The organism is Terrimonas pollutisoli (assembly GCF_029360765.1).
Classification (GTDB): Bacteria; Bacteroidota; Bacteroidia; order Chitinophagales; family Chitinophagaceae; genus Terrimonas_B; species Terrimonas_B pollutisoli.
Genome location: NZ_JARKNA010000003.1, coordinates 371024 through 384192, shown reverse-complemented (window position 1 = coordinate 384192; position 13169 = coordinate 371024). Strand labels below are relative to the sequence as shown.

Sequence of the window (13169 nt, the reverse complement as noted above, 5' to 3'; positions counted from 1 at the left end):
CTTTACCGCATATAAAAAACCTAAATCATCTATGTGCGGAATCGTTGGATATACCGGCCCAAGAGAAGCCTACCCTATTATTATTAAAGGATTAAAAAGATTAGAATACCGCGGCTATGACAGCACCGGAGTTGCTTTACAAAATGGCGAAGGATTAAATGTGTATAAGAAGAAAGGTAAAGTAGCCGAACTGGAAGAATCGATCGTTGGAAAAAAATTACATGCCCACGCAGGAATCGGTCACACCCGTTGGGCCACCCATGGTGAACCAAGCGATCGCAATGCCCACCCGCACCAATCAGCCAGTGGCAAATTAGCAATGATCCATAACGGCATTATCGAAAACTACGCCCCGCTCAAAAGTGAATTACAAAACAAAGGATATACATTTAAGAGCGATACAGATACCGAGGTTCTTTTGAACTTTATTGAAGAAATTAAGACAAACAATAATTGTTCGCTGGAAGAAGCGGTAAGGATTGCGCTTAAGAGAGTGGTAGGCGCCTATGTTATTCTGCTGATGGATGCAGACGATCCTGAAACAATCATTGCTGCCCGTAAAGGCAGCCCGCTTGTTATCGGTATTGGCAAGGGCGAACATTTCCTGGGTTCCGACGCATCTCCCATGCTGGAATACACCAAGGAAGTGGTATATGTAAACGACTATGAATTAGCCATCATAAAACCGGATGAGCTGATCTTAAAAAATCTCGGTAATGAAAAGATCACTCCCTATGTTCAGAAGCTTGACCTGGAACTGGCAGCAATTGAAAAAGGTGGCTTTGATCATTTCATGCTGAAAGAGATCTTTGAACAACCACAGACCATTTATGATTGTCTCCGGGGAAGATTAGATGCGGAAGCGGGAACTATTACGATGAGTGGCATCCAGCAATATGCTGAACAGATCATGAAAGCCCGCCGCATAGTGATGATTGCCTGCGGTACCAGTTGGCACGCGGGACTCGTGGCAGAATATGTCTTTGAAGAACTCTGCCGCATCAATGTAGAGGTGGAATATGCGTCCGAATTCCGGTATCGCAACCCCGTTATTCACGAAGGCGATGTAATTATTGCCATTTCACAAAGTGGGGAAACGGCAGATACCCTGGTGGCAATAGAAACGGCCAAACAAAAAGGCGCCATCATTTTGGGTGTTGTAAACGTAGTAGGTTCGTCTATTGCCAGGATGTCGCATGGTGGAGCATATACACATGCCGGTCCTGAAATTGGCGTAGCAAGTACCAAAGCATTTACAGGACAGCTGGCTGTTCTTACTATGATTGCGTTGAAGATCGCTCATCTGAAAGGCACTATTTCACAGGAGCGTTACCTGCATTTATTAAATGAATTGAATGATGTGCCGGAAAAAGTTGCTTATATTTTAAAAAGCAGCGACCATCTAAAAGCTCTCGCTGAAAAATATAAAGATGCGCAGGATTTTCTCTACCTCGGCCGGGGTTATAATTTCCCTGTAGCACTGGAAGGCGCATTAAAACTAAAAGAGATCTCCTATATACATGCCGAAGGCTATCCCGCCGCCGAAATGAAACATGGACCTATTGCTTTGGTTGATGAAACTTTGCCAGTAGTTTTTGTAGCTACCAAAGATTCTTACCATGAAAAAGTAGTCAGCAATATGCAGGAAATAAAAGCGAGGAAAGGAAAAGTTATTTCTGTCATCACTGAAGGAGATGTGCATTCTACCGAGCTTTCTGATGACGTGATGATCGTTCCGGCGGCTGACGAAATATTGGCCCCTATGCTGAGTGTTGTTCCCCTTCAATTACTGGCTTATTATATTGGCATTGCAAAAGGTCTTGATGTAGATAAGCCGCGCAATCTCGCCAAGTCTGTTACTGTAGAATAAGGTTGTTTTGCCAGGCGCAGAGCTATGAAAATTTGATAGCTCTGCGCTTTAAAATTTTATACATGAATCAAATCACAAAAACTCCGTTATCGGGGTTGGGTTACAACTTCATTGATGAGCAATATATTCCTGAAGGAAAAGACGAATATTATCTTCGAAATATCCAAAATCCCAATCACTCACAATATCGCTCACTCACTGACAGCGAGATAAACCAGTTAATCGCTAATGGCAATTGTTCAGATGATTGGAGCAACGTATTAGTAACAAACGGATTTGACACTTCGCTTGTACAACAATGTAAGTTTTATGGCCTGGTGCGAATTGGCAGGCTTGAATCTTATTACCTGGAATTTCATGATATCCGCTTACCCGTTGGGCTTTATAACAGTTCCATCATTAGTTGTGATCTTGGCGATAATGTAGTAATCAATAATGTAAACTACCTCAGCCACTACATTATCGGCAACGAGGTAATCATTGTGAATGTAAATGAGATCGAAGTTTCCAATCATGCGAAGTTTGGAAACGGCATCATTAAAAAAGGTGAGAAAGAGTCGGTACGCATCTGGCTGGAACTCTGCAATGAAAATGCTGGCCGCCGTGTGATGCCCTTCGATGGAATGCAGGCTGGTGACGCCTGGCTGTGGACCCGTTATCGCAGCGATGAAACTTTAATGCAAAAATTCAAAGAATTTACAGAAAAGAAATTTGATGACCGGCGTGGCTATTATGGAATGATTGGCGATCGTTCGGTGATAAAGAATAGTCGCATCATTAAGGATACATTTATTGGCACCGATGCTTATATCAAAGGAGCGAATAAATTAAAAAACCTGACGATCAATTCTTCGGCTGAATCACCCACTCAAATTGGCGAAGGGTGCGAATTGGTGAATGGTATTATCGGGTTTGGTTGTAAAGCATTTTATGGTGCGAAAGCCGTTCGCTTTATCCTGGCTTCTCATTCCCAACTAAAGTATGGCGCCAGGTTGATCAATTCATTTTTAGGTGACAACTCCACCATCTCCTGCTGCGAGGTATTGAATTCATTGATCTTTCCTGCGCATGAGCAGCACCATAACAATTCCTTCTTATGCGCCTCTATATTAAAAGGCCAAACGAATATGGCTGCCGGCGCTACCATCGGCTCCAACCATAATTCCCGCGGTGCAGATGGTGAAATAATTGCTGGTCGTGGATTTTGGCCAGGCTTATGTGTAAGTTTAAAACACAATTCAAAGTTTGCATCGTTTACATTGATTGCAAAAGGTGATTTTCCGGCAGAGTTAAATATCCCTATTCCATTTTCTTTGGTAAGTAACGATGTAGCTAATGACAAGCTTGTTATCATGCCGGGTTATTGGTTCATGTATAACATGTATGCCCTTGCCCGCAACAGTGGCAAGTATGAAAGCCGCGATAAGCGAACATTCAAAAACCAGTATCTCGAATATGATTTCCTGGCGCCGGATAGTGTAAATGAAATATTCGATGCCTTACAATTACTAAAGAAAGCCGTAGGAAAAGCAAAGGCGACAAAAAAAATAAGCGAGGAGCAGGCCCTTCAAAGCGGAGAAAAGTTGCTGGAGCAAAAAAAGAATCTCAGCAAACTGGAGATACTGATAGATGGTGTTGAAAATACTTCCCGCAAGGTGCAGTTGGTAAAGGTCACCGAAGCATATCAGATGTTTAAAGAAATGATCATTTATTACGGAGTTACCCAATTACTAAATTGGATTGAAGGAGATGAGATCACTTCTTTTGATGACATGATTAATTCGATCGGGAAACCTGTACGGACAAACTGGTTAAATATCGGCAGCCAATTGATTCCTGAGCCGTCCGTCAATGAGTTACTCAAGGACATTCACGAAAGCAGGATAAGTGACTGGGAGGAGGTGCATACTTTTTATAAACAAAAAAGTGAGCAATACCTGCATGACAAAAGACAACATGCAGTTGCGTCCTTACTTGAACTTCTTGAGATCAAGCCTTCCTCCTTTACCAGAAAAATATTTCTGCAATTGCTACAACAAGCTGTTGCCACAAAAGAATGGATGGTCAACAACATTTATGAATCAAGAGCAAAAGATTATGCCAATCCATTTCGCCTGATGGTATACGAATCACAAAAGGAAATGGAAAAAGTAATCGGCAGTCTCAAAGACAATGCCTTTATCAAACAACAGCAGGAAGAACTACTTGTATATAAAAAGAAGGCAGCCGCAATCAGCAAGCAATTCGGTAAATGACCGCTTATTTTTTTCTGAAAAATAAGCGGATCGGCACGCCGGTAAAATCAAAATGCTGGCGGAGTTGATTCTCCAGGTAATTCTGGTAAGGCGCCTTTATGTCGTCCGGAAAATTGCAGAAGAAGGCAAACGATGGCACCGCCGTTGGCAATTGCGTTACAAATTTTATTTTAATAGCATGCCCCCGAACCACAGGCGCATGATAGTTTTCCATCGCCTTTTGCATCACATTGTTTAATTCTGATGTAGGCACTTTGCGTTTGCGGTTTTCGTAGACTTCCAATGCCGTTTCAATGGCTTTGAAAATGCGTGTCTTTTCTTTGACAGAGATAAAAAGGATCGGCACATCTTTAAATGGTGCCAGTCTTTTCTTTAAAGTGGCCTCATATTCCTTGGCAGTATTTGTTTCTTTCGCTACCAGGTCCCATTTGTTTACCAATACAACTATCCCTTTTCCTTTCCTGGCGGCCAAGGAAAATATATTCAGATCCTGCGCCGCTATTCCTTTTTCAGCATCCAACAAGATTAGACATACATCCGCTTCATCCAAAGCTTTGATAGCCCGGATAACGGAATAAAATTCAAGATCCTCATGCACTTTGGATTTTCTCCTGATACCTGCCGTATCAATCAGGACAAATTCTTTTTGATAAAGATTATAATGAGTATGTATCGTATCCCGGGTGGTGCCTGCTATTTCACTGACAATAGTCCGCTCCTGCCCTATCAACGCATTCAATAATGAAGATTTTCCAACATTCGGTTGACCGATGATCGCAAATTTTGGTAAAGCTGTTTCATCCTGTTCTTCATCTTCGTCGGGTGTAGCAGGAATTAACTCGGTGATCGCATCCAATAATTCACCACTACCACTGCCACTGGCCGCCGCTATAAAAAATATTTGATCGAATCCGAGGCTATAAAACTCCGATGCTTCCAGCAACCTTTCGTTATTATCAACCTTGTTCACTGTCAGGAAGACAGGTTTTTTACTCCTTCTTAAAACATGAGCCATTGAATCATCCAGGTCAGTCATGCCGGTGTGAGCATCGACCATAAAGAGTATCGCATCCGCTTCATCCACGGCAATCAATACCTGTTTGGCAATCTCTTTTTCAAAAACGTCTTCGCTACCAGCAACAAAACCACCGGTATCAATAACGTTGAAATTTTTTCCATTCCAATCAGCCACACCATATTGCCTGTCACGGGTCACGCCGCTCATGTCGTCAACGATCGCTTTACGCTCTTCCAGCAAGCGATTAAAAAATGTACTTTTCCCTACGTTTGGACGACCTACTATTGCTACTGTAAAACTCATACCCTAAATCCCTAAAGGGACTTTTAGACTCCGATAATTGAAATTGTCTATTGAATCAAGAACTTCAATTAACGAAATGATTAAAAATATATTTAGAAATCTATTGCTACATTTTACTCTTCCCAAAAGTCAGACAGTCCCGATCTAAGTTCCCCCTTTAGGGGGACAGAGGGGGGCTAATAACCGTACTCCTTCAACTGCAAATCATTTTCCCGCCATTTCGGTTTTACTTTTACAAAGAGTTCCAAAAAAACTTTTTGTTGCAAAAACTCTTCGATATCCTTTCTGGCCATCATGCCCAACTTCTTGATCATACTTCCTTTTTCACCGATCAATATTGCCTTTTGCGTTTCCCGGTGAACAATGATGTCGGCCACTATTTTTACCAGTGTTGTTTTTTCTTTGAACTCTCTCACCAGTACAGCGGTGTGATAAGGGATTTCATCCGCTGCTAATTCGTAAATTTTTTCCCGTATCAGTTCGCTTACAAAAAACTTGGTTGGCAGGTCGCTGATATCATCTTCCGTATAAAACGGATCTCCTTCCGGCAGTAATTCCAATATCGGTTTTAAAAAATTCTTCAGGTTAATACCGCTGGTAGCTGAAATCGTGATTGTTTTCCGACAATATTTTTTGCTATCAAAAAAAGCAATAGCTTCCTTTATCTTTTCCTGGCTTGCTCTGTCGATTTTATTGATGACAACTATTGCCGGTACTTTCAACTTTAGTGCTTCAAATATTGTATTGCACTCTTCCCAATTTTCATTCACATCTACAATCAATAAAGCCACATCTGCATCTTCTAATGCTCCTTTAACGGATTGCATCATTTTTTCATGCAGCTTGTATTTCGGTTCAATGATACCCGGCGTATCTGAAAAAATGACCTGGTAATCTTTTTCGGTCATGATCGCCTTTATCCTGTGCCGGGTGGTCTGTACTTTCGGTGACACAATAGCCAACTTCTCTCCCATCAGCGCATTTAACAAGGTGCTTTTACCCGCATTGGGTCTGCCAAAAATGTTTACAAAACCGACTTTCATGATAAACTTGTCCAGTTGATTCCCGGCAAGCCGATGCTTCAAATTGCAAGAAGGAGGAGGTAGTCAATCCTTGCCAGTTGAAACAGCAACTGTTAGGAAAAATTAAATAATCACAATTACGGCGATTATCAAGTAAATACATCTTATGTCAATCACTGAGAAACCTATACCGTAAACATAAACAAAAATCCGCCGGATGGCGGATTTCCTCTGTTGCGAAGGGGAGGATCGAACTCCCGTCCGCCAGCTGGCGGATATGAGCCCGGAACTACTCATCAGCTATCTTTTGCCAAATCCAGTCTCTGCCTCTAGCTGATTTAAGTTCTTTTTCCCGACGCATCGCTTGTGCTTTGGTTTCAAATATCTCTGTATGAACTATTTTCCAGGGCCTGAATTTTATTGTCCAACCCTTTATCGCAAGTTCGTTATGCGAATTAAATCTTTCAGCTAGATTTGATGTATATCCGATATAAATCTTTCTGTGCTGTTGACTATATAAGACATATACCGTAAACATAAACAAAAATCCGCCGGATGGCGGATTTCCTCTGTTGCGAAGGGGAGGATCGAACTCCCGACCTTTGGGTTATGAGCCCAACGAGCTACCGCTGCTCTACTTCGCGGTGCAAATGTAAGGTCATAGAGCTTAGCAGCCAAACAAAAATCAAAAAGCTGTTGTGTTTATTTTCACAACAGCTTTTTCTACAAATAATTTCATTGATTATGATCTTCTTGAAATGCTACTGGCACCGCTTGTTTTGATATCACGGATTAAACCAGCTCCCTTATATTTAACATCGCTGGCACCACTGGCCTCAGCCGATAACTCTTTATTAACAGTAATTTTAATATCACTTGCTCCGCTGGCTTTTGCATTGCAATAATCAACAATCATGTCAAATCCTTTAAAATCACTGGCGCCACTGGCTTCAATATTTAATTGACCCACATCACCGTTCAGCGTAAGATCGGAAGCGCCACTCAGGTCAATCATCAGTTTTTGCGCATCTATTTTGCCTTTTAAATTGCTGGCGCCTGACATATCCAGTTTTAAATTTTCAGCTTTCCACGCATCCACGATGTAAACGTCGCAGGCGCCGCTGACATTTAGTTTATCCAATTGCTTGAATGAAATATAAGCCTTCAGTTTTTTATTACCCGAGTTCCACTTGCCCTTATTGTCATAACCAACAATGAGCACACCTCCTTTCACTTCCACTTTTATATTTTCCCGGTATTTCTTTTCAGAAGCACTTACGGCCACTGATTCTTCATTCGACTGGGTGAGGTATACATCAAAAGCACTGGATAATTCAATCGCCCTGAAATTTTTAGCCTCCCGCACCTCCGCATTGGGATCATTAATGGTTTTTTGCGACAAGCCGGCAACAGCAAAAACAGTGACAAGCAAAAGTGACAATATAGTTTTTTTCATAAACTTGTTGATTTTGAGTAGTACGAAGGATGCAGTAAGAAAGTTACAGCGACATAATTTTATTTTCTTCTTACTTTTGCGGCAGTTCTTATACTTTCAATACGAAAGCTTTAAAGTTTTCAGTGTTCCCGGGGTGTTTGAGCCAACCTGACGAAGGGCCCTTCGAGAGGTTTGGTGACAATCTGAGATTATACCCGTAAACCTGATCAGGGTAATGCCTGCGCAGGGAAGGATGGCAGCCTACTGCCCTTTCTCCTACAGCATTTCCCTCTCATTTTTAACCGTTTAAACTTAAAAAAATGAAGAGGATTGCAATCACAAGCTGTATTTTATTTTCAGCCTCTGTTTTATTTGCACAACAAGTCCCGGCAAATCGGGAAAAAGTTCCAACCGAACAAAAACAAGAAACCAGCGACAGTTTTTATTTGCTTACACCAGTCGAAGTAAAAGCTATCCGTGCGGGTGAAAAAGCACCGTTTACCAAAACCAATTTGTCGAAAAAAGAAATCCAGAAAAACAATCTTGGCCAGGACATCCCTTTTATCCTGAACCAGACTCCGTCGGTTGTCGTCAATTCCGATGCAGGTGCTGGGATTGGTTATACCGGCATGAGGATCCGCGGAACCGACGGTACCCGCATCAATGTCACATTGAACGGCATTCCATATAATGATGCAGAATCACAAGGAAGTTATTTTGTTGATTTGCCCGATTTTGTCTCATCTGTGAGTTCCATCCAAATTCAACGGGGTGTAGGTACATCATCAAACGGGATGGGAGCATTCGGCGCAACCGTCAGTTTATCTACCAATGAAGTCAACCTGAAATCGTACGCTGAACTGAACAACAGCTATGGCTCCTTTAATTCATGGAAGAATACCGTTAAAGCCGGCACAGGTTTAATTGACAATCATTTTACGATTGATGCCAGGCTGAGCCAGATAACAAGCGATGGCTATATCGACAGAGCCAGCAGTAATTTGCAGGCGTTTTATTTATCCGGTGCCTACATGACTAAAAAATCGTCGCTTAGATTGAATGTTTTCTCTGGAAAAGAAAAAACCTACCAGGCCTGGAATGGTCTTCCCGAATATTTATTGAAAACGGACCGCACTTTGAATTCGAGTGGTACTGAGAAACCCGGTGTCCCTTACGATAATGAAACTGATAATTATCGTCAGACACATTACCAGTTATTTTTTAATCATGCCATTAATGACAACTGGAATTTTAATACCGCTGTTTTCCTGTCGAGAGGATTAGGCTATTATGAAAATTATAAAGCACAGGAAAGTTTTGCTGCTTATGGTCAACCTGACCTGGTATTGGGTGATACAACTATTGAAAAAACTGACCTGGTGCGTCAGAAATGGCTCGATAACTATTACTATGGTCAAATAATTTCAGCCCAATATAAAAAGGATAAACATGCTGTAACCATTGGTGGTGGCTGGACCGTGTATGATGGCCTACACTATGGCGACATTATTTGGGCACAGTTTGGATTTGATAAAGGCTTCCGGTATTATGATCTCGATGCATTGAAATCGGACATAAATTTTTATACCAAATGGCAATACGAGTTCATGCAGTACTGGAACTTGTTTGCGGATTTACAATACCGGCATGTGCAGCATAAAATGAACGGGTTTTCTAATAATCCAACCCTTGTTATTAATCGCAAGTTTGACTTTATCAATCCTAAAGTTGGCATTCAATACAACAAAAATGGTTGGCAGTCTTATTTAAGTTATGCGGCGGCGAATAAAGAGCCAAACCGTGATGACTTTGAAGCCGGGATTACCAACCAACCCAAAAAAGAAACATTGCATGATTTTGAAGCAGCCATTGAAAAAAGAAGTAATAAGGCTTATGCCGGCGCTACTCTTTACTATATGCTGTACAAAAATCAACTGGTGTTAACAGGCAGGATCAATGACGTAGGAGCCTATACAAGAATCAATGTTCCCAATAGTTATCGTGCCGGCATTGAATTGCAGGGTGGATACAATTTTGCAAAATGGTTGAATGCTGTGGCTAATCTAAGTCTTAGTCAAAACAAAATAAAAGCATTTACCGAGTACCTGGATGAATATGATGCAAACTGGGATTGGACAGGACAGAAACCTGTTACCCATGAAAAAACGGATATCGCCTTTTCGCCTGCTATTATCGCTGGAGGCACTATCAATATTTTGCCGGCAAAAAACTTCGAGATCAGCTTTTTAAATAAATATGTAGGCAAGCAATATCTTGACAATACCGAAAATGAAGCGAGAAAATTAAATGGCTTTTATACCATGGATGCCCGGGCAGTACTCACGTTAAAAAACAAGATATTTTCCGAGTGGAATATTATCGGGCAGGTAAATAATGTGTTTGACAAAAAATATGAGCCCAATGGCTACACTTACAGTTATATCCATCTAACTAAAACCATTACTGAAAATTTCTATTTTCCAATGGCCGGGACGAATTTCATGATCGGGTTGAATATTAAACTATAGAACCACGATGGACATGATTAATATGGATTTTTAGGAAATAGTCACAATCAAAAGGCCGCTTAAAATTTTTAGGCGGCCTTTTGATTTCCTAATAATCTTTCAAAATCTCAAAAATCGTGGTTCTGTGTTACTTCACTCTCTCCTGCCATGCCAACATTCCACCAACGAGGTTCTTGGTGTTCTTAAAACCCAACGTGTCTAAAATAAGACAAGCTTGTCCGCTCCGGTTCCCACTACGGCAATACACGATCACTTCCTGGTCCTTTAATGGTTCTAATTCATCCACCATCATCGTTTGTACTTTTCCCAGGGGATATAAAATGCCCCCTATATTAAATTCTGCATTTTCATGTGGCTCACGAACATCAACAATGTTCAATTTTTCGCCGGCATCCAGGCGGCTTTTCAATTCTTCAACGGTTATATTTTGCATGGCGCAAAGGTAGTTTATTCGGGTAACTCTTCCTCCTCTAATGGAGCCGCAACACTATCAGTAACAGGTTTGTCCTTTTGCAACCAGATGTCCATCAATTGCCCAGACCGGATATACCTGAAACGTTTATCAGCATCGTACCGCTCCGGACTTTGTTTATAGATATACGCATTAACAGTGTCGTCGATGTCCGGAGCGATGACAACACCTAAGTTCAGGCCATGTGACTCCAGTAAGGACTTGGCTTGCCCATAGGTCATGCCTATCAAAGTTGGTACAACAAATTGACGCTCCCCTACCCCATTGCCCAGTACCAGCGAAATTTTACTGCCCATCCGGATTTTGGTACCTGGCGTAATCACCGATCCGTTGTAATGCTGTTCCAAAACAGCATTTTTTGCAAAATCTGCTTTGAAAGATGTGTCCCCCACCCTGAGATTAGAATTCTTCAGCGCCATTTCAGCACTGCGGTAACTATAGCCCACAAGATTAGGCATATCGACCATTGGTGGAACAGAACGGTTTATTGTCAGGTATACCGTGCGGTTCACTTTTACATTTTCATCCGCTTCCGGCACTTGTTTCAATACATGCATCGGTTTAGAACTATCAACATAAATGGAATCTTGTATTTCCACTTCAAATCCACCTTGTTCCAGTAATTCCCTGGCTGCCTCGAATGATTTGCCAACGACGGAAGGAACAGTCTTTGACTGGTCATGGTGCGTAAACCAATTGAGCGAAAAAACAAAAATGAAAAAAAGAATAACAGCAATAAGAAGCCCGGCAAGGATATTAGCCCATAATGGCTTGTGTGTAATGAATTTGAACATGCAGATAAATTTCTCTTGTAAATTTTATTATTGATGTCAAGAGTAACCTTTGATTAAATTTTTCATCCCTGCTTTGTGTAATGTTGAAATGAAAAATTTAATGTCGGTTTGTAATGGGAAATCATTTATTCCCCTATCGGTCTAAATTTTAAAATTAATCTTCAAACGCTTCTTCCACCAACTTAGTATAAAACTCCTTCAGACTCCATCCCATTGCTTTTACCTGTTGCGGCACTATGCTTGCTTCGCTTTGACCGGGGATTGTATTAATCTCCAGCATATAGGGCTGTCCGCTTTCTTCATTGTAAATGAAATCAATTCTGACTACTCCCCGGCAATTAAATACCGAATATATCTTTTTTGCCGCATCCCTTATTTTATCTGCAATTGCTTCATCCACCTGCGCAGGCGTTGTTTCCGTTGACTTTCCCTGGTATTTAGCCTCGAAATCAAAAAAGGATTTATCATCATGCGCCTTTACTTCTGTAATGGGTAATACAATAATATTACCTTTTGTTTTAAAAACACCGACTGTAAACTCGCGGCCTTTAATCATTTCTTCAACCAGCACCTGGTCGTCTTCTTTAAAGGCCTTTTCAATCGCCGTGTCAAGATCCTCCGGCTTATCCACCTTGCTCATGCCAATGCTTGAACCACCATTATTGGGTTTAACAAACACGGGCAATTTTAATTGATCGGCTATCTGTAAGGAAGAAACTGGCAGGTGTTTAAATAAATGAACGGAATTAGCTACGGCCACTCCCGCCATTTTTGCAATGGCTACCGTGTATCGCTTATTAAAAGTGATAGCGGAAGTTGCAGCATTGCAACTGGTGTAGGGAATTTTAAGTGTATCAAAATAGCCCTGCAGTTTACCATCCTCACCGGGTGTTCCATGCATGCCAATAAATACAGCATCGAAGTCAATCTTTTTATTATCTAATTGTAGTGAAAAATCATTTTTGTCAACTTCCACTTTCCTGCCGTCAGTCATTTCATAAAACCAACCATTTGGATTGACATCAATTTTGTACACATTGAAGATTTCGGGGTCGAGATTGTTACCAATGGTGGTGGCACTTTTATAGGAAATAACTGCTTCGCCTGAGAAACCGCCCGTTACGAGGGCTATATTCTTCTTCATAATAATATAGGACTGCTTTTTTGAAGCACAAATATTGAGGAAAAATTGCTTAGCAGGAAATTTAGATCGCTAAAATTGATTTATTTCTCAAAATGTAAACTGGTGAGTGGTCAATCGTGAGTTGTGAGACGATGAAATACTTATAACGCAGTGGACTATGAGATTTTCTCCTACTAATCCTAATAATCTCAAATCCCGAAGCTATCGGGACCGGTTCAGACAATAAGAAAGGTGAAGGCCGTTTCTCCTTCACCTTTTTACGACGGGAAATATCACCCGCCTGAAAATTAGCAGTATTACCTGCTTTATTATGCTTTTGTAAGATATA

The 13169-nt window shown here is 41.2% G+C and carries 10 protein-coding genes, 1 tRNA gene and 1 riboswitch; of the genes, 3 read left to right on the top strand and 8 right to left on the bottom strand.

All coding sequences use genetic code 11. The annotated features are described in order from the left end of the window. The first annotated feature begins 31 nt into the window (after nt 1-31). Nucleotides 32-1870 carry a glutamine--fructose-6-phosphate transaminase (isomerizing) gene (gene glmS, locus P2W73_RS08280; protein ID WP_276501542.1) on the top strand — a complete coding sequence of 613 codons (1839 nt, stop codon included), beginning with the start codon at nt 32-34 and terminating at the stop codon, nt 1868-1870. 62 nt (nt 1871-1932) lie between these two features. Further along, nucleotides 1933-4125 carry a DUF4954 family protein gene (locus P2W73_RS08275; protein WP_276501541.1) on the top strand — a complete coding sequence of 731 codons (2193 nt, stop codon included), beginning with the start codon at nt 1933-1935 and terminating at the stop codon, nt 4123-4125. Between the two features lie 4 nt (nt 4126-4129). Here P2W73_RS08275 and der read toward each other — a convergent pair whose 3' ends face one another. The 5 genes from der to P2W73_RS08250 form a co-directional block, all read right to left on the bottom strand. Continuing rightward, nucleotides 4130-5446, bottom strand: a complete 1317-nt coding sequence (gene der / locus P2W73_RS08270; RefSeq protein WP_276501540.1) for a ribosome biogenesis GTPase Der — start codon at nt 5444-5446, stop codon at nt 4130-4132. A 176-nt stretch (nt 5447-5622) separates the two neighbouring features. After that, a complete protein-coding gene (gene era, locus P2W73_RS08265; protein WP_276501539.1) occupies nt 5623-6489 on the bottom strand; it encodes a GTPase Era in 867 nt (288 codons plus the stop codon). A gap of 268 nt (nt 6490-6757) precedes the next feature. Beyond that, nucleotides 6758-7006 carry a GIY-YIG nuclease family protein gene (locus tag P2W73_RS08260; RefSeq protein ID WP_276501538.1) on the bottom strand — a complete coding sequence of 83 codons (249 nt, stop codon included), beginning with the start codon at nt 7004-7006 and terminating at the stop codon, nt 6758-6760. A gap of 34 nt (nt 7007-7040) precedes the next feature. Then, a tRNA-Met gene (locus P2W73_RS08255) sits at nt 7041-7112 on the bottom strand. A 98-nt stretch (nt 7113-7210) separates the two neighbouring features. Beyond that, nucleotides 7211-7924, bottom strand: a complete 714-nt coding sequence (locus tag P2W73_RS08250) for a head GIN domain-containing protein (RefSeq protein WP_276501537.1) — start codon at nt 7922-7924, stop codon at nt 7211-7213. Nucleotides 7925-8043: 119 nt separating this feature from the next. Beyond that, nucleotides 8044-8170: riboswitch (TPP riboswitch) on the top strand. Nucleotides 8171-8223: 53 nt separating this feature from the next. On the opposite strand from P2W73_RS08250, the gene P2W73_RS08245 reads away from it, so the two are divergent. Beyond that, nucleotides 8224-10431 carry a TonB-dependent receptor gene (locus P2W73_RS08245; protein ID WP_276501536.1) on the top strand — a complete coding sequence of 736 codons (2208 nt, stop codon included), beginning with the start codon at nt 8224-8226 and terminating at the stop codon, nt 10429-10431. A gap of 127 nt (nt 10432-10558) precedes the next feature. Here the strand turns inward: P2W73_RS08245 and P2W73_RS08240 are convergent, their stop codons facing one another. The 3 genes from P2W73_RS08240 to P2W73_RS08230 form a co-directional block, all read right to left on the bottom strand. Next, nucleotides 10559-10864 (bottom strand): rhodanese-like domain-containing protein, encoded by a 306-nt coding sequence (locus tag P2W73_RS08240; RefSeq protein WP_276501535.1) that lies wholly within the window; start codon nt 10862-10864, stop codon nt 10559-10561. Nucleotides 10865-10878: 14 nt separating this feature from the next. Then, nucleotides 10879-11697 carry a PASTA domain-containing protein gene (locus tag P2W73_RS08235; RefSeq protein WP_276501534.1) on the bottom strand — a complete coding sequence of 273 codons (819 nt, stop codon included), beginning with the start codon at nt 11695-11697 and terminating at the stop codon, nt 10879-10881. A 154-nt stretch (nt 11698-11851) separates the two neighbouring features. Next, a complete protein-coding gene (locus P2W73_RS08230) occupies nt 11852-12841 on the bottom strand; it encodes a D-alanine--D-alanine ligase (protein ID WP_276501533.1) in 990 nt (329 codons plus the stop codon). Nucleotides 12842-13169 lie beyond the last annotated feature (328 nt).